This window comes from Frigoribacterium sp. AC512 (assembly GCF_979258295.1).
Map to the genome: position 1 here is coordinate 1,487,187 of NZ_OZ409850.1, position 17,118 is coordinate 1,504,304.

Annotated in this window: 16 protein-coding genes; 9 read left to right on the forward strand and 7 right to left on the reverse strand. The window is 70.6% G+C overall.

The annotated features are described in order from the left end of the window. Positions 1-31 precede the first annotated feature (31 nt). From rapZ to ACZZ97_RS06765, 7 genes are all read left to right on the forward strand, one after another. A complete protein-coding gene (rapZ, locus tag ACZZ97_RS06735) occupies positions 32-913 on the forward strand; it encodes an RNase adapter RapZ (protein ID WP_314100823.1) in 882 nt (293 codons plus the stop codon). Positions 914-998: 85 nt separating this feature from the next. Then, on the forward strand, positions 999-1,979 hold the full coding sequence (gene whiA, locus ACZZ97_RS06740; protein ID WP_314100825.1) for a DNA-binding protein WhiA: 981 nt from the start codon (positions 999-1,001) through the stop codon (positions 1,977-1,979). 161 nt (positions 1,980-2,140) lie between these two features. Next, complete coding sequence (gap, locus tag ACZZ97_RS06745) at positions 2,141-3,145, forward strand: type I glyceraldehyde-3-phosphate dehydrogenase (RefSeq protein WP_314100827.1); 1,005 nt, start codon at positions 2,141-2,143, stop codon at positions 3,143-3,145. A 94-nt stretch (positions 3,146-3,239) separates the two neighbouring features. Further along, complete coding sequence (locus tag ACZZ97_RS06750) at positions 3,240-4,451, forward strand: phosphoglycerate kinase (RefSeq protein ID WP_463472657.1); 1,212 nt, start codon at positions 3,240-3,242, stop codon at positions 4,449-4,451. Next, entirely contained in the window at positions 4,445-5,233 is a 789-nt protein-coding gene (tpiA, locus tag ACZZ97_RS06755) for a triose-phosphate isomerase (protein WP_463472658.1), read from the forward strand. Before ACZZ97_RS06750 ends, tpiA begins: the two co-directional genes overlap by 7 nt. A 104-nt stretch (positions 5,234-5,337) precedes the next feature. Beyond that, positions 5,338-5,589: a preprotein translocase subunit SecG gene (gene secG, locus ACZZ97_RS06760; protein WP_056054823.1), complete on the forward strand. Its 252-nt coding sequence runs from the start codon at positions 5,338-5,340 to the stop codon at positions 5,587-5,589. Further along, positions 5,589-5,945: an RNA polymerase-binding protein RbpA gene (locus ACZZ97_RS06765; RefSeq protein WP_123545816.1), complete on the forward strand. Its 357-nt coding sequence runs from the start codon at positions 5,589-5,591 to the stop codon at positions 5,943-5,945. The genes secG and ACZZ97_RS06765 overlap by 1 nt, the downstream gene beginning before the upstream one ends. Before the next feature lie 113 nt (positions 5,946-6,058). Here the strand turns inward: ACZZ97_RS06765 and pgl are convergent, their stop codons facing one another. From pgl to tkt, 6 genes are all read right to left on the reverse strand, one after another. Then, positions 6,059-6,829: a 6-phosphogluconolactonase gene (gene pgl, locus ACZZ97_RS06770; protein WP_314100831.1), complete on the reverse strand. Its 771-nt coding sequence runs from the start codon at positions 6,827-6,829 to the stop codon at positions 6,059-6,061. 14 nt (positions 6,830-6,843) lie between these two features. Beyond that, positions 6,844-7,785, reverse strand: coding sequence for a glucose-6-phosphate dehydrogenase assembly protein OpcA (locus ACZZ97_RS06775; protein WP_314100832.1), 942 nt, complete (start codon positions 7,783-7,785; stop codon positions 6,844-6,846). Beyond that, on the reverse strand, positions 7,782-9,317 hold the full coding sequence (gene zwf, locus ACZZ97_RS06780) for a glucose-6-phosphate dehydrogenase (protein ID WP_314100833.1): 1,536 nt from the start codon (positions 9,315-9,317) through the stop codon (positions 7,782-7,784). Before zwf ends, ACZZ97_RS06775 begins: the two co-directional genes overlap by 4 nt. A gap of 107 nt (positions 9,318-9,424) precedes the next feature. Continuing rightward, positions 9,425-11,020, reverse strand: a complete 1,596-nt coding sequence (locus tag ACZZ97_RS06785) for a glucose-6-phosphate isomerase (protein WP_314101305.1) — start codon at positions 11,018-11,020, stop codon at positions 9,425-9,427. Beyond that, positions 11,017-12,147 carry a transaldolase gene (gene tal, locus ACZZ97_RS06790; RefSeq protein ID WP_314101307.1) on the reverse strand — a complete coding sequence of 377 codons (1,131 nt, stop codon included), beginning with the start codon at positions 12,145-12,147 and terminating at the stop codon, positions 11,017-11,019. Before tal ends, ACZZ97_RS06785 begins: the two co-directional genes overlap by 4 nt. A gap of 26 nt (positions 12,148-12,173) precedes the next feature. Beyond that, positions 12,174-14,267, reverse strand: coding sequence for a transketolase (tkt, locus tag ACZZ97_RS06795; protein ID WP_463472659.1), 2,094 nt, complete (start codon positions 14,265-14,267; stop codon positions 12,174-12,176). Between the two features lie 319 nt (positions 14,268-14,586). Here tkt and ACZZ97_RS06800 point away from each other — a divergent pair, with 319 nt between their 5' ends. Next, positions 14,587-15,510 (forward strand): heme o synthase, encoded by a 924-nt coding sequence (locus ACZZ97_RS06800; RefSeq protein WP_314101313.1) that lies wholly within the window; start codon positions 14,587-14,589, stop codon positions 15,508-15,510. 130 nt (positions 15,511-15,640) lie between these two features. Then, positions 15,641-16,060 (forward strand): GNAT family N-acetyltransferase, encoded by a 420-nt coding sequence (locus ACZZ97_RS06805; protein WP_463473772.1) that lies wholly within the window; start codon positions 15,641-15,643, stop codon positions 16,058-16,060. On the opposite strand, the gene ACZZ97_RS06810 is transcribed toward ACZZ97_RS06805, so the two are convergent. Continuing rightward, positions 16,021-16,992 carry a COX15/CtaA family protein gene (locus tag ACZZ97_RS06810; protein ID WP_223269379.1) on the reverse strand — a complete coding sequence of 324 codons (972 nt, stop codon included), beginning with the start codon at positions 16,990-16,992 and terminating at the stop codon, positions 16,021-16,023. The genes ACZZ97_RS06805 and ACZZ97_RS06810 overlap by 40 nt on opposite strands. Positions 16,993-17,118 lie beyond the last annotated feature (126 nt).

Below are 17,118 nucleotides of genomic sequence, written 5' to 3' on the forward strand. Positions count from 1 at the left end.
CCGACCCGCCACCAGCGAAGGCCCCGCCACCATGAGCGACGCACACGAGCAGCAAGAGGTCATGATCGTCACCGGGATGTCCGGTGCCGGCCGTTCGACGGTCGGCAACGCCCTGGAAGACCTGGGCTGGTACGTGGTCGACAACCTGCCCGCCCAGATGCTGCGGCCCCTCCTCGACCTCGCCGAGCGCGCCGGCGACTCGCTGCCGAAGATCGCCGCGGTGGTGGACGTCCGAGGCGGTCGCCTCTTCTCCGAGGCGCAGGAGGCGGTGCGCACGCTCCGCGAGAGCATGCCGAGCAAGGTCCGCGTCCTGTTCCTCGACGCCACCGACGCTGCCCTCGTGCGCCGGTTCGAGCAGGTCCGTCGACCGCACCCGCTGCAGGGGGACGGCACGCTGCTCGACGGCATCGTCGCCGAGCGCTCCCGGATGGAGGAGCTGCGCGAGACGAGCGACGTCATCATCGACACCTCCGAGCTCAACATCCACCAGCTCGCGACCACAATCACCGAGAAGTTCGCCGAGTCCGAGCGGGCCGGGGTGCAGGTCACGGTGCTGAGCTTCGGCTTCAAGTACGGGCTGCCCGCGGACGCCGACATGGTGGGCGACGCCCGGTTCCTGCCGAACCCGTTCTGGGTCCCCGAGCTCCGCTCGCAGACCGGCCTGGACGAGCCCGTGACGAGCTACGTGATGGCCCAGAGCGGGGCCCACGACTTCGTCCGGGCCTTCGGCGCCGCCTGCGAGCCCGTTCTCGCCGGCTACCAGCGCGAGAACAAGAGACACGCTACGATCGCCATCGGCTGCACGGGCGGGAAGCACCGATCCGTCACCCTGGTCGGCGAGCTGGCGGCGCATCTGCGCGGGCTCCCCGGGGTGGCCGTCGCCGTGAAGCACCGCGACCTGGGCCGGGAGTGACCCGGGGGTCGCACGGGCGCGCCCTCCGGCTGCGCGGGGCCGTGCCCCGCACGCCCGACAACGACTGATGAAAGAGGAACGACCAGTGGCACAGACCGCCGACGTCAAAGAAGAACTCGCCCGCGTCGAGGTGAGCAGGACGACGGTCCGGGCCGCCGAGGTCGCGACCATCCTGCGGTTCGCCGGCGGGCTGCACGTCATCTCGGGCCGCATCGCCGTCGAGGCCGAGCTCGACAGCCCGGTGATCGCCCGCCGTGTCCGCAAGGACCTGGCCGAGCTGTACGGCGCGCGCAGCGACGTGTCCGTCGTGTCCGCGTCGGGGACGCGACGAACCACCCAGTACCTCGTGCGCGTCCACGAGGCCGGCGAGACCCTGGCCCGCCAGACGGGTCTGATGGACGCCCGCCGTCGTCCGGTCCGCGGGCTGCCGAACCGGCTCACGACCGGGTCGCGCGACGACCTGGCGGCGATCTGGCGCGGTGCCTTCCTGGCCCAGGGCACCTTGACCGACCCCGGCCGGTCCGCCTCGCTCGAGGTCGTCTGCCCGGGCAACGAGTCGGCCATGGCGCTCGTCGGCGCGGCCGGGCGGCTCGGCATCGCCGCCAAGGCCCGTGAGGTCCGCGGCGTCCACCGGGTGCTGGTCCGTGAGGGCGAGGCGATCAGCGCGATGCTGACGGTCATGGGCGCGCTCAAGAGCGTGAGCGAATGGGAGGAGATGCGCCAGCGTCGCGAGGTCCGGGCGACGGCCAACCGGCTCGTGAACTTCGACGACGCGAACCTGCGACGCAGCGCGCAGGCCGCCGTCGCCGCGTGCGCCCGGGTGGAGCGGGCCATGGAGCTGCTCGGCGAGGACATCCCCGACCACCTCAAGTACGCCGGCGACCTCCGCCTGGCGCACCGGGACGCGAGCCTCGACGAGCTCGGCCACCACGCCGACCCGCCCATGACGAAGGACGCCGTCGCCGGGCGGATCCGCCGCCTCCTGGCCATGGCCGACAAGAAGGCGTCCGACCTCGGCCTGCCCGGCACCGAGGCCAGCCTGCCGTCCGACCTCGACCTCGACTGACACCTCCGACGCGGGTGACGCTCCCGGAGTCACGGAGGCGGTCGACTGGTACTGTCGTAGACGGACGCGAAGCCCGGTCGCCCCGGCCGGATCGTGAGCCACGGGCCTGGTCGCCCGCCCCCTCCACGCGTCCCCGCGACGCCTGATCAACAGGAGTTCCCTTGACCGTCAAGATCGGCATCAACGGCTTCGGTCGCATCGGCCGCAACTACTTCCGCGCGGCGCTCGCCAAGGGCACCGACATCGAGATCGTCGCCGTCAACGACCTCACCGACAACGCCGCCCTCGCGCACCTGCTCAAGTTCGACTCCATCACGGGTCGTCTCGACGCCACGGTCGAGCTCGACGGCGACTCGATCGTCGTCGACGGCAAGCCGATCAAGGTCCTGGCCGAGCGCGACCCCGCCAACCTGCCCTGGGGCGAGCTGGGCGTCGACATCGTCGTCGAGTCGACCGGCTTCTTCACGAAGGCGGAGGACGCGCAGAAGCACATCGACGCCGGCGCGAAGAAGGTCCTCATCTCGGCGCCCGCCACCGGCGACGACGCCACGATCGTCCTCGGCGTCAACGAGGGCATCTACGACCCCGCCAACCACCACATCATCTCGAACGCGTCGTGCACCACGAACAGCCTCGCGCCCCTGATGAAGGTCTTCCTCGACAACTTCGGCGTCGAGCGCGGCCTCATGACGACGGTGCACGCCTACACGGCCGACCAGAACCTGCAGGACGGCCCCCACAAGGACCCGCGTCGTGCCCGCGCCGCCGCGGTCAACATCGTCCCCACCTCGACCGGTGCCGCCAAGGCCATCGGCCTCGTCATCCCCGAGCTGTCGGGCAAGCTCGACGGCTACGCGCTGCGCGTCCCGGTGCCGACCGGCTCGATCACCGACGTCACCCTGCAGACGAGCACCCCCGTCACGGTCGAGCAGATCAACGCGGCCTACAAGGCCGCGGCCGAGGGCGACCTCAAGGGCATCCTCCTCTACTCGGAGGACCCGCTGGTCTCGTCCGACATCACGACCGACCCGCACTCGTCGATCTACGACTCGGGCCTCACGAAGGTCATCGGCAACATGGTCAAGATCACGTCCTGGTACGACAACGAGTGGGGCTACTCCAACCGTCTCGTCGACCTGACGAAGTACGTCGCCGACCGCCTGTAGGCGTCCGCACCACGATCGACCCGGGAGGCGGTCAGGCCCTCGGCCTGGCCGCCTCCTCGTCTCTCCACCGAACCACTCCACAGAATCGAGTCCCATGACCCTCCGAACCCTCGAGTCGCTCGGCTCGACGTCGGGAAAGCGCGTGATCGTCCGCTGCGACCTGAACGTCCCGTTGAAGGACGGCGCCATCACCGACGACGGCCGCGTCCGCGCCTCCGTCGGCACCCTGCAGACGCTCGTGGCCGACGGCGCCCGCGTGGTCGTCATCTCGCACCTCGGCCGTCCCGACGGCCAGCCCGTCGACGAGTTCAGCCTGCGCCCCGTGGCGGCCCGCCTCGGCGAGCTCCTCGACGCCGACGTCGCGTTCGTTCCCTCCACCGTCGGCAGCGAGGCCGAGGAGGCGGTGGCCGGCCTGGCCGACGGCCAGGTGGCCGTCCTCGAGAACCTCAGGTTCAGCCCTGCCGAGACCTCGAAGGACGCCGACGAGCGTCGCGCCTTCGCCGAGCAGCTCGCCGCGCACGGCGACCTGTTCGTCTCGGACGGCTTCGGTGTGGTGCACCGCGAACAGGCCAGCGTCTACGAGCTGCCGCAGCTCCTCCCGAGCGCGGCCGGCACGCTCATCGAGACCGAGCTCTCCGTCCTGGAGAAGCTCACCGAGACGCCTGAGCGCCCCTACACGGTGGTGCTCGGCGGCTCGAAGGTGTCGGACAAGCTCGGCGTCATCGAGCACCTGCTGCCCCGGGTCGACTCGCTCCTGGTCGGCGGCGGCATGCTCTTCACGTTCCTGGCCGCACAGGGCCACGCCGTCGGCGGCAGCCTCCTCGAGAAGGACCAGCTCGACCGGGTGAGGGGTTACCTCGCCGACGCAGACGAGCGCGGCGTCCAGATCGTCCTGCCCACCGACGTCGTCGTCGCCTCGGCCTTCTCGGCCGACGCCGAGCACGCGGTGGTCCCCGCGGACGGCATCGAGACCTCCGACCTCGGGGACGGGGCGATCGGCCTCGACATCGGACCGGACACGGCGACCCGCTTCGCGGAGATCGTCGCCGCCTCGAAGACCGTGTTCTGGAACGGGCCCATGGGCGTGTTCGAGTTCGACGCCTTCGCCCACGGCACGAAGACCGTCGCCGAGGCGCTCACGCGCGTCGACGGCCTGGGCGTCGTCGGGGGAGGGGACTCGGCCGCGGCCGTCCGTGCCCTCGGCTTCGACGACGACCAGTTCGGCCACATCTCCACCGGTGGTGGAGCCAGCCTCGAGTTCCTCGAGGGCAAACGACTCCCCGGACTGGAGGTCCTCGGATGGTGACCACGCGCACGCCCCTCATCGCCGGCAACTGGAAGATGAACCTCGACCACCTGCAGGCCATCGCCTTCGTGCAGAAGCTGGCCTGGAGCCTGAAGGACGCGAAGCACGACCACTCCTCCGTCGAGGCAGCCGTCTTCCCGCCCTTCACCGACCTGCGCAGCGTGCAGACCCTGCTCGACGCGGACGGGCTCTCGCTCGTCCTCGGCGCACAGGACCTCTCGGCGCACGACAGCGGCGCCTACACCGGCGAGGTCTCCGGCGCCTCCCTGGCGAAGCTCGACGTGCACTACGTCCTCGTGGGCCACTCCGAGCGCCGCACCCTGCACGCGGAGGACGACACGGTCGTCGCGACCAAGGTCGCGGCGGCGCACCGCAACGGGCTCGTCCCCGTCATCTGCGTCGGCGAGACCGCGGACGACCTCGAGACGCACGGGCCGAGCGCCGTCCCGGTCGCCCAGCTCCGTGCCTCCCTGGCCGAGGTCCCCGCCACGGCCGAGATCGTGGTCGCCTACGAGCCCGTCTGGGCGATCGGCTCGGGCAAGGCGGCGACCGCCGACCAGGCCGAGCAGGTCTGCGCAGCGCTCCGTGAGGCCCTCGTCGAGCTCGTCGGGGCCGACCGCGCCGCGGCGACCCGCATCCTCTACGGCGGGTCGGTGAAGTCGACGAACATCGCCTCGTTCCTGCGCGAGCCGAACGTCGACGGTGCGCTCGTCGGCGGTGCGAGCCTCGACGTGGACGAGTTCGCCCGCATCGTGCGCTTCGAGTCACACGTCGGCGTCTGACGCGGACCGACAGACGGGTCCCTCTCCCGCCCGCGGGTGAGGGACCCGTCGCCGCCTGCGGCAGTTATACTCGTCAACGGTCTCACCGCATCGAAAGGTCCCCCTTGGAAATTCTGCAGGTCATCCTGCAGGTGCTGCTCGGCATCACGAGCCTCCTGCTGACCCTCCTCATCTTGCTGCACCGCGGTCGCGGCGGCGGCCTGTCCGACATGTTCGGCGGCGGTGTCACGAGCAACCTCGGTGCATCCGGGGTCGCCGAGCGCAACCTGAACCGCATCACCGTGTTCCTCGGGCTCGTCTGGATCACGTGCATCGTGGTCCTCGGCCTCATCACGAAGTTCTCGGCGGTCAGCTGATGGCCTCCGGAGGCAGCGCCATCCGTGGCTCGCGCGTCGGTGCCGGCCCCATGGGCGAGCAGGACCGCGGGTACCACGCCGAGCGCGTGACCATCTCGTACTGGGACGCCCTGGGCAACGAGGTCGTCCGCCACTTCGCCGCGAACGTGCCTGACGAAGAGATCCCCGAGACGGTCGATTCCCCGTCCAGCGGCCTCCCCGCCGGACGCGACAAGGCCAACCCGCCGACCGTCGCCAAGCTCGAGCCGTACAAGACGCACCTCGCGTACGTGAAGGAGCGGCGCTCCGAGGAGGAGGCGGCCCAGCTCCTGGAGGAGGCGCTGCAGCAGCTGCGCGTCCGCCGAGGCAAGGCCTAGCCAGACCGACCGCGGCCGGTCGTCACGGCCCGCCCACGAGAGAAGCCCCGCAGCTCGGCTGCGGGGCTTCTCTCGTGTCGAGGCCCGGTCCGGCGACGGACCGGGCCCACGGATCAGTAGGTCGAGGCGATCAGGTTCTCGGGGACCTCGGACGCGGCGTCGCTGTCCACGAAGAACACCGTGCGCTTACGGCCTTTGACCCCCGCCACGGGGACCTGGTCGGCACCGGCACCGGCGAGGGCGAGGCCCAGCGACGACGCCTTCTCCGCGCCGGCGAGGATCATCCACACGCGCTGCGAGTTGTTGATCACCGGCAGGCTCAGCGTGAGACGGACGGGCGGCGGCTTGGGGGAGTCGTCCACCGTCAGCACGGTCGGTCCGCTCATCCGCACCTGGGGCGCGTCCGGGAAGAGGGACGCGACGTGGCCGTCGGGGCCCACGCCGAGCAGGGTGATGTCGAAGCGAGGCGCCTCGTCGTCGCCCTGGGCGTGCTCGAGGAGCTCGGCCCGGTACGCGACCGCGGCGGCCTCGACGTCGGCGAACTCGCCCACGGCGCCGAAGCGGTGCACGTTCTGCGACTCGACACCGATGTGCCCGAGCAGGTCGATCTCGGCCTGACGGTCGTTGCGGTCGGCGTCGCCGCTCTCGACCCAGCGCTCGTCGGCCCACCAGAACGAGACCTTCGACCAGTCGACGCTGTCCCGCGCCGGAGAGGCGTTGATCGCGGCGAGCACGACCGTGCTCACCGACCCGCCGCTGACGACGACCGAGGCGTAGTTCTGCTCCTCCAGCACGTCGATGATCTTGGTGATGAAGCGCGCGGCGACCGAGGCGCCCAGCGATTCCTTGTCGGGGTGAACCAGCACCCGGCGTTCGTTGCTCACTGTGTCAGTCTGCCTTAGTTCTCGACGGGCTCGGCCAGCTGGCGGACACCCTGCTTCACGACCTCGCCGAAGAGGTCGTCGGGGTCGAGTCTACGGAGTTCCTCCGCGAGGCAGTCGCGCAGCGACCGGCGTGGCAACGAGAGGTCGTGGGTGGGCTGGTCGGGCTGCGTCAACGTGGCGACGTCGACGACGGCTCGCTCCAGCACGATCGGCCCGGACGGCCGGACGAGCCGGACCCCGTGGATGCCGCTCGACCCGTTGCCCCGCGTCAGCTCGTTCACGACGGGCACCTGGAGCTGCAGCCGCAGCCACGCGGCCAGCAGGAGCGTCGACGGAGAGTCGGGGGCGCCGTCGACGCGCACCTCGGTGACGGGCTCGTAGGGCGGCTGGTCGAGGACGGCGGCGAGCTGCGTGCGCCAGAGCGTGAGGCGCGTCCAGGCGAAGTCGGTGTCGCCCGGCTGGTAGGTCTCGGCGAGGTCGACGATGCTCTGACGCGGGTTCGGCTGGCTCGCCGCGTCGGTGATGCGGCGCTGGGCGATGCGCCCGAGAGCCGACTCGGCGACGACCTCCGGAGCTCGACCGGGCCACCAGACGACGACGGGGGCGTCAGGCAGCAGGAGACCGGTGACCAGCCCCTCCTCGTCGCTCGCGGTGTCGCCGTAGGCGCGCAGCAGGATGACCTCGCTCGCGCCGGCGTCGCCGCCGACCCGGATCTGGGCGTCGAGCCGAGGCTCCTCGTCGTCGCCGCCCGGAGCGGTCGACACGACGATGACGCGCATGGGGTGCTCTCGGGAAGCGTCGTTGGCGGCCTCGATGGCCTCTTCCTCTTCTCCGTGGCTCGTCGAGATGATGAGGGTGAGGACGCGCCCGAGGGCGACGACTCCGCCCTCCTCGCGGATGGTGACGAGCGTCTTCTGCACTCGGCTGATGGTGCTGGCGGGCAGATCGACGATCACGGGCGTCTCCAGGTACGGCCGTCGCGGGCCATGAGTTCATCGGCGGACTGGGGGCCCCACGTGCCGGGGCGGTACTGCTCGGGCTGGCCCTGCGTCGCCCAGAACTCCTCGATCGGATCGAGGATCTTCCAGGAGAGCTCGACCTCCTCGTGACGCGGGAACAGGGGCGGATCGCCCAGCAGCACGTCGAGGATGAGCCGTTCGTAGGCCTCGGGGCTCGCCTCGGTGAAGGCGTGGCCGTAGCCGAAGTCCATCGTGACGTCGCGCACCTGGGTGCCGATCCCGGGGACCTTCGAGCCGAAGCGGAGGGTGACGCCCTCGTCGGGCTGCACGCGGATGACGAGGGCGTTCTGGCCGAGCGAGGTCTGCGTGCCGAAGATGTTCTCGGGCACCTGCTTGAACACCACGGCGATCTCGGTCACGCGGCGCCCCAGGCGCTTGCCGGCCCGGAGGTAGAAGGGCACGCCGGCCCAGCGGCGCGTCGCGATCTCGAGCTTCACCGCGGCGAAGGTCTCGGTGACGCTCTCCGGGTTCATGCCCTCCTCGTCGAGGAACCCGAGCACCTTCTCGCCGCCCTGCCAGCCTCCCGAGTACTGGCCACGGGCGGTTCCCGCGGCGATGTCCTCGGGGATCCGGACCGCGGAGAGGACCTTCTCCTTCTCGGCACGGAGGTGCGGCGCGGCGAACGTGACCGGCTCCTCCATGGCCGTAAGGGCCAGGAGCTGGAGGAGGTGGTTCTGGATGACGTCGCGAGCGGCACCGATGCCGTCGTAGTAGCCCGCGCGGCCGCCGACGCCGATGTCCTCGGCCATCGTGATCTGCACGTGGTCGACGTAGTTCGAGTTCCAGAGGGGCTCGTACATCTGGTTGGCGAACCGGAGGGTCAGGAGGTTCTGGACCGTCTCCTTGCCCAGGTAGTGGTCGATGCGGAAGACGGAGTCGGGCTCGAAGACGCTCTCGACCACGGCGTTCAGCTCGCGGGCGGTCTTGAGGTCGCTGCCGAAGGGCTTCTCGATCACCACGCGACGCCACGCACCGTCCTTCTCCTCGGCCAGGCCGCTGCTGCGCAGCTGCTCGGTGACCATCGGGAAGGCCTTGGGCGGGATCGAGAGGTAGAAGGCGTGGTTGCCCATCGTGCCGCGCTCTCGGTCGAGCTCCTCGATCGTGTCCTTCAGGCGCGTGAACGAGTCAGCGTCGTCGAAGGTGCCCTGCACGAAGCGGAAGCCCTCCTTCAGCTGGCGCCAGACGTCTTCGTCGAAGGGGGTGCGGGCGTGCTGCTTGACGGCCTCGTAGACGACCTGCTCGAAGTCCTGGCCCTCGAACTCGCGGCGGGCGAACCCGACGAGCGCGAACCCGGGGGGCAGGAGGCCGCGGTGGGCGAGGTCGTACACGGCCGGCATGAGCTTCTTGCGCGACAGGTCGCCGGTGACGCCGAAGATGATGAGGCCGCTCGGGCCGGCGATCCGGTTCAGGCGTCGATCGGAGGGCAGCCGCAGCGGGTTGTGCTCCGGCGTGATCTCGACTGGTGACATCGTGGTGGTTCCTTCAGGGTCGTTCTCTCGGGCACGGTCGCGCGGCACGTGGCCGTCCGACCACGGCGAAGGGGCCGGCGTCCTCACGGACGCCGGCCCCCTCACGCTCAGCGGACTGCGGCGAGCAGTGCGGGCAGTGCGCCCGCCACGTCGTCGACGGTCAGCCGGAGCACGGGGCGACCGTGGTCGGCCAGCACGGTCGCGTCGCCGGCGGCCTGCGCCTGGACGAGCTGTCCGAACGTGAACGGGCTCTCCGGGATCTCCAGGTCGGTGGACGCCGTCTGGGTGATCTGGAGGAACACTCCGTTGGCGGGTCCGCCCTTGTGGTACTGGCCCGTGGAGTGCAGGAAGCGGGGCCCCCACCCGAAGGTGACGGGTCGCTTCGTGCGCGCCGCGAGCACGTCGCGGAGCTCCTCGAGCTGCGGGTAGGCAACCCGGTCGGCATAGGCCTGGATCGACAGGTAACCGTCGTCGGTCAGCGCCGACAGGAGGGCCGACACGGCCGACTCGAGCGAGTCTCCGAGCTCGACGCCGCCGACCTCGCGGACCTCGACGCCCTCGGCGGTGAACGCCGGGGGAGTCGGGGCCGGACGGTCGTCGAGCAGCGCACGCGTCGCGACCTTCGCCGACTCGACGTCGGGCTGATCGAACGGGTTGATGTCGAGCAGGCGCCCGGCCACGGCGACGGCGTACTCCCAGACCATGATCTGACCGCCGAGCGAACCGGAGATCTCGACCTCGCCGGGGGCGACCTCACGGGTCTCCGCCGCGTTGGCGACCAGGCGCACGACCTGCACGTCGTGCAGGCCCAGGCTGATCTCCGGAGCGTCCGTGCCGAGCACGACGGGGAGGAGGCCGCGGCCCTGCTTGCCCGTGGACTCGGCGATCAGCTGCTCGGCCCAGTCGGGGAACCCGATGATGTGGGTGCCGTCGGCGACGATCGCGATCTTGTCGCGCAGGGGCGAGGTGCCCGCGAGGACCGCGCCCAGCACGAGGCCGGGGTTGTCCGCGCTGTCCTGCGAGAGCTCGACCGTGACCGCGTCCGCCTCGGCGAGCAGCTCGCGGATGTCGGCGCCGGCGAGGCCGGACGGCACGAGGCCGAAGGCCGACAGCGCCGAGTAGCGGCCGCCGATGGCGGGGTCGGCGTTGAAGACGCGGTAGCCGGCCTCCCGGGCCTGGCCGTCGAGGGGCGAGCCCGGGTCGGTGACGACCACGATGCGCTCGACCGGGTCGATGCCGGCGTCGCGGAAGGCCTTCTCGAAGGTCTTGCGCTGGCTGGCGGTCTCGACCGTGGACCCGGACTTCGACGACACGACGAGCACGGTCCGCTCGAGGCGGTCGTGGAGGGCCGTGAGGACCTGCCCGGGCTCCGTGGCGTCGAGCACGGTCAGCTCGACGCCGTAGGTGCGCGTGATCACCTCGGGAGCCAGCGACGAACCGCCCATGCCCGCGAGCACGACATGGTCGACGCCCTTGGCGGCGAGCTCCTCCCGGAGCGCGTCGATCTCGTCGAGGAGGGGCGTGGAGACCACGACGGCCTCGGTCCAGCCGAGACGCTTGGCCGACTCCTCCTCGGCGTCCGGGCCCCAGAGGGTCGGGTTCTGAGCCGTGATGCCGGAGGCGACGAGGTCGCTGACCAGCTGGGGCACGACGGTCTCGACGGCGGTGGCCGCGTCGCCGCTCGCGGCGATCGTGATGGTCACTTGGCGTCCTCCGCGGTGGGCTTCGAGGACTCGAGGGCTGCGGTGACGGTGTCGAGCAGCTCGTTCCAGGAGACGATGAACTTCTCCACGCCCTCCTTCTCGAGCAGCTCGGTGACCTCGTCGTACGAGACGCCCTGGGCCGCGATCGCGTCCATGACCTCGTTGGCGGAGGCGTAGGAGCCGCTGATCGAGTCGCCACGGACCTCGCCGTGGTCGAACGTGGCCTCGAGGGTCTTCTCGGGCATCGTGTTCACGACGTCGGCGGCGACGAGCTCGACCACGTAGGTCGTGTCGAGGACGGCAGGGTCCTTGACGCCGGTGGAGGCCCACAGGGGACGCTGCTTGTTGGCGCCAGCAGCGAGCAGGCCCTTCGCGCGCTCAGTGTCGAAGGCCTGGACGTAGGCCTCGTAGGCGAGCTGGGCGTTCGCGACGCCCGCCTTGCCCTTGAGGGCCTTGGCCTCGTCGGTACCGACGGCCTCGAGGCGCTTGTCGATCTCGCTGTCGACGCGCGACACGAAGAACGACGCGACGGAGTGGATCTCGCTGATGTCGATGCCCGCGGCCTTGGCCTGCTCGAGACCGGTGAGGTAGGCGTTGATGACCGCGCGGTAGCGCTCGAGGCTGAAGATCAGGGTGACGTTGACGCTGATGCCCTTGGCGATCACGGCGGTGATGGCCTCGAGGCCCTCGACCGTCGCGGGGATCTTGATGAGCGCGTTGGGACGACCCACCTTGGCGGCGAGCTTGACGGCCTGGTCGATGGTGCCCTGCGCGTCGTGCGCGAGGCCCGGCTCGACCTCGATCGACACGCGGCCGTCGAAGCCCTTCGTGTCGTCGTAGATGCCGCGGAAGATGTCGCAGGCGCGGGTGACGTCGTCGGTCGTGATCTCGAAGACCGCGTCGGTGACGCTCACGCCGGTCTTGGCGAGCAGCGCGACCTGGTCGTCGTAGGCCTCGCCCTTGGCGAGGGCCGACGCGAAGATGGTCGGGTTCGTGGTGACGCCCACGACGTTGCGCTCGGCGATCAGCTTCTCGAGGCCGCCGGCGTTGATGCGCTCACGCGAGAGGTCGTCGAGCCAGATGCTGACGCCCGCGGCGGAGAGCTGTGCGGTGTTGGTGTCGGTCATGTCGTTCTCTTCTTTCTTGCCGGCGCTCAGAGAGCGGCCAGCGAGTCCTTGACGGCGGCCACGGCGGCTTCGGTGGTGATGCCGAACTCGCGGTAGAGCGTCTTGTAGTCGGCGGAGGCGCCGAAGTGCTCGATGGAGATGCTGCGTCCGGCGTCGCCGACGATGCCGCGCCACGGGAGCGCGACGCCTGCCTCGATCGAGACGCGGGCCTTGACGGCGGCCGGGAGGACCGCCTCCTTGTACTCGGCGCTCTGCTCGTCGAACCACTCGAGGCTGGGAGCCGACACGACGCGGGCGTTGATGCCCTCGCCGCGCAGGACCTCACGGGCCTCGACGGCGATCTGCACCTCGGAGCCCGTGGCGATCAGGATCACGTCGGGCGTGCCGCCGGGAGCCTCGGCGAGGACGTAGGCGCCCTTCGCGACGTTCTTCGCCGACGCGAAGACGTCGCCCTCGGCGTCGCCGTCGCCGCGCTCGAAGACGGGCAGGTTCTGACGGCTGAGCGCCAGGCCGGCCGGGCCGTCGAAGCGGTCGAGGATGGTCTTCCAGGCCCAGGCGGTCTCGTTGGCGTCGGCGGGGCGCACCACGGCGAAGTCGGGGATCGCGCGGAGGGCGGCGAGCTGCTCGACCGGCTGGTGCGTGGGGCCGTCCTCGCCGAGCGCGACGGAGTCGTGGGTCCACACGTACGTGACCGGCGACTTCATCAGCGCGGCCAGACGCACGGCGGGTCGCATGTAGTCGCTGAAGATGAGGAACGTGCCGCCGAACACTCGCGTGTTGCCGTGCAGGGCGATGCCGTTCATGATCGAGCCCATGGCGTGCTCGCGGATGCCGAAGTGCAGCACGCGACCGTAGGGGTTGCCCTGCCACTCGTGCGTCGACCACTCGGTCGGCACGAAGGAACCGCCGCCGTTGATGGTCGTGAGGTTCGACTCGGCGAGGTCGGCGGAGCCGCCCCAGAACTCGGGGACGACGCCGGCGATGGCGTTGATGACCTTGCCGGAGGCGGCTCGGGTCGAGACCTCCTTGTCGGCCGGGAAGACCGGCAGCGCCTCGTCGAGGCCCTCGGGCAACTCGCCCTTGAGGACGCGGTCGAGGAGGGTCTTCTTGTCGGGGTTGGCCGACGCCCACTCGTCGAACGACGTGCGCCACTCGGCGTGCTGTGCCTGGCCGCGCTCGACGGCCTTGCGGGTGTGCTCGAGGACCTCGGGGTCGACGTCAAAGGTCTTCTCGGGGTCGAAGCCGAGCACCTCCTTGAGGCCCGCCAGCTCTTCGGCGCCGAGCGCCGAGCCGTGGATCTTGCCGGAGTTCTGCTTCTTGGGCGAGGGCCAGCCGATGATCGTCTTGAGGATGATCAGCGAGGGCTTGCTCGTCTCGGCCTTGGCGGCCTCGATCGCGTCGTTGAGGGCGGCGACGTCCTCGACGTACTCGCCCGTCTTCTTCCAGTCGACGACCTGGACCTGCCAGTCGTACGCCTCGTAGCGCGCGTGGACGTCCTCGGTGAAGGCGATGTTGGTGTCGTCCTCGATCGAGATCTGGTTGGAGTCGTAGATCACGACGAGGTTGCCGAGCTGCTGGTGACCGGCGAGCGAGGACGCCTCGCTGGTGACGCCCTCCTGCAGGTCGCCGTCGCCGGCGATGACGTAGACGAAGTGGTCGAACGGCGAGGTGCCGACGGCGGCCTCGGGGTCGAACAGGCCGCGCTCGAAGCGGGCGGCGTAGGCCATGCCCACGGCGGAGGCGAGCCCCTGGCCGAGGGGACCGGTGGTGATCTCGACGCCGTCGGTGTGGCCGTACTCGGGGTGGCCGGGCGTCTTCGAGCCCCAGGTGCGCAGCGCCTTGAGGTCGTCGAGCTCGAGGCCGTAGCCGCCGAGGTAGAACTGGACGTACTGGGTCAGCGAGCTGTGCCCGACCGAGAGGACGAAGCGGTCGCGGCCGATCCACTCGCTGTCGCTGGGGTCACGACGCATGACCTTCTGGAAGAGGAGGTACGCGGCGGGCGCGAGGCTCATCGCCGTCCCCGGGTGGCCGTTCCCGACCTTCTCGACCGAGTCGGCCGCGAGGACGCGGACCGTGTCGACGGCCTTGTTGTCAATGGATTCCCACTGCAGATCTGCCACTTGGAGATGACCCTTCTTGTTGCGAACTGCGCGGGGTCGATTCGCTCCCGCGCTGACATGCGCCTGCCGAGACGTCGTCGGCTGCGGCCGCTCGGGCACGGACCGGAGGTCGCGCGACAGGGAGCCGATGGTTCGATGTCGAGGATTCCGTCGCCGTGCGGGCGTGCGACTGGCAAGCACCTGCAAGTATAGGGACGAAAGGGCTCGCTCCGCCCGCAGGGAGCGGTCCGTTACGCCGTCAGCGTCGCCGGTCATCGCCTAGACTCGCTGGTTCGCCTAGACTCTCCGCGCCGAACCGTACATCTCGTCAGAGGGACCCATGACCGCAGCCATCGACACCCGCCCCACCACCGGACCCCGGGGCATCCGTCGCAAGGCTGGCGCCTACGTCGCGCTCACGAAGCCCCGCGTGATGGAGCTGCTGCTCGTCACCACGGCCCCGACCATGTTCCTCGCCCAGGGCGGCGTCCCGAACCTCTGGCTCGTCGCGGCCACCCTCATCGGCGGGGCGCTCAGCGCCGGCTCGGCCTCCGCGTTCAACTGCTACATCGACCGCGACATCGACCGCATCATGAAGCGGACGCAGGGCCGGCCGCTCGTCACCGGAGAGGTGACCGACCGGGAGGCGCTGGCGTTCTCCTGGATCGTGGGCCTCGCCTCCATCGTCTGGCTGGCCCTCACGGTCAACCTCCTCTCGGCCGCCCTGTCGCTCGGCGCGATCCTCTTCTACGTGCTCGTCTACACGCTGTGGCTCAAGCGCCGCACGCCCCAGAACATCGTCTGGGGCGGCATCGCCGGGTGCATGCCCGTCCTGATCGGCTGGGCCGCCGTCACGAACGACCTCAGCTGGCCTCCGGTCATCCTCTTCATGGTGATCTTCCTCTGGACGCCGCCGCACTACTGGCCTCTGTCGATGAAGTACCGGGACGACTACGCCGCCGCGTCGGTGCCCATGCTCGCCGTCGTCCGCGGCCGGTCGTCCGTCGGCCTCCAGGTGATCCTCTACGCGTGGGCCACCGTCGCGTGCTCGCTGCTGCTCGTCCCCGTCGCCCACATGGGCGTGCTCTACACGGTCGTCGCCCTGGCGAGCGGCACCTGGTTCGTGTGGGAGTCGCACCGCCTGTACAGCCGTGCGATCCAGCACGTCGCCGAGGTCCGTCCGATGCGCGTGTTCCACAGCTCCATCACCTACCTGACGCTGCTCTTCATCGCCGTCGGCATCGATCCGCTGCTGCCGTTCTGAGGCGTCCGGTGAGCGCCGGCGCCGAGGACGTCCTCGACTGGACCGTCCGTGAGGGGCGACCCGACGACGTCGACGCCCTCGCCGACCTGAAGCTCGCCGCCCTCGAGCCCGACCTGAGGCGGGCAGGCGTCTGGCGTCCGCCGTACAACCGTGCGCGCTTCGAGCGCGAGTTCGTGCCGACCGAGACCCGCGTGGTCGAGGTCGGGGGCGCCTCCTCGGCTGCCTCGCGGTGCACCCGGAGGGCGACGACGTCTGGCTGCGCCATTTCTACCTGGCCGAGGAGGCGCGGGGCCGGGGAATCGGCACGCGCCTGCTCCGGGAGGCGCTCGCCTCGCTCGGGTCGCGGCCCGTGCTGCTGGACGTGCTGACGGGCAGCCGGGCGGCGCGCCTGTACCTCCGGCACGGCTTCGTCCCGGTCGAGGACGACGGCGTCGACGTGATCATGCGGCGGGACGCGCCGGACGGGCCCGACGCATCGGACGCGCTCGAGGCTCCGGCCGACCGGCCCGCTCAGACGCGGACGGACTCCGCGGAGTCGACGGTCAGCTGAGCCTCGGACGGGCTCTGGTCCTCACGCAGGGAGAGGACGAGCGCGGTCGTCGCAGCCACCAAGAGCGCCGCCAGCACCATGTGCGAGCCGACGAGGAGCGGCGGCAGGCCCGTCCGCGCCTGGGCGATGCCCACCGCGATCTGGACGAGCTCGACGCCGAGGAGGGCGAGGGGGAACCGGCGCGGGAGACCCGTCCGGAGGGTCCAGACGACGACCGCGAGGGTCAGCGCGAGGGTGGCGTAGGCGGGCCAGCTGTGCACGTGGTCCATCACGGCCGGGTCGAGGCCGTTGCGGGGAGTGGCGGCGTCGCCGGCGTGCGGTCCGGAGCCGGTGGTGAGGACGCCCACGACCACGGTCAGGAGGACGACGCCGGACAGGACGTGGACGAGCCTGGCGTAGGCCGGGGGAGTCGCCGCGTGGTGACCCCGCGGGCCGCGGAGCACCCGCCAGACGAGGACCGTGGACAGGGCGACCAGCGCGATCGAGACGAGGAAGTGCGCCCCGACGATGTACGGGTTCAGGCCCGTCAGGACGGTGATGCCGCCCAGCACGGCCTGGAGCGGGATGCTCATCCCCTGGGCGAAGGTGAGCCAGAACAGCTCACGACGCTGCTTGCGCATGCGGAGGACGAAGAGGAAGGCCAGCACGACGACTGCCGTGAGGACGAAGGTGAGGAGGCGGTTGCCGAACTCGATCACCCCGTGGATCCCCATCTCGGGCGTGCTGACGAACGAGTCGGCGGTGCAGCGAGGCCACGTCGGGCAGCCGAGGCCGGACCCGGTCAGCCGCACCGCGCCTCCGGTGCCGATCAGCAGGACCTGGCAGACCAGCGAGGCCCAGGCGATGAACCGGACGCGGCGGTCGGTCGTCGTCGGCAGCCACCGCCAGAGGCGCGTCACGGGTCCGGGCCGGGTCACCTGTGCGTTGCTCACGAGTTGCTGCCTTTCGTCACATCCGCCGCTCTGCCCTGTAGAGTCGATGAGTTCAGGGACACACCCGACACGAGCGTCGACGACGACGCCCGAGGGCCGTGGGATCCGCAGAAGCGGTACGCGGAC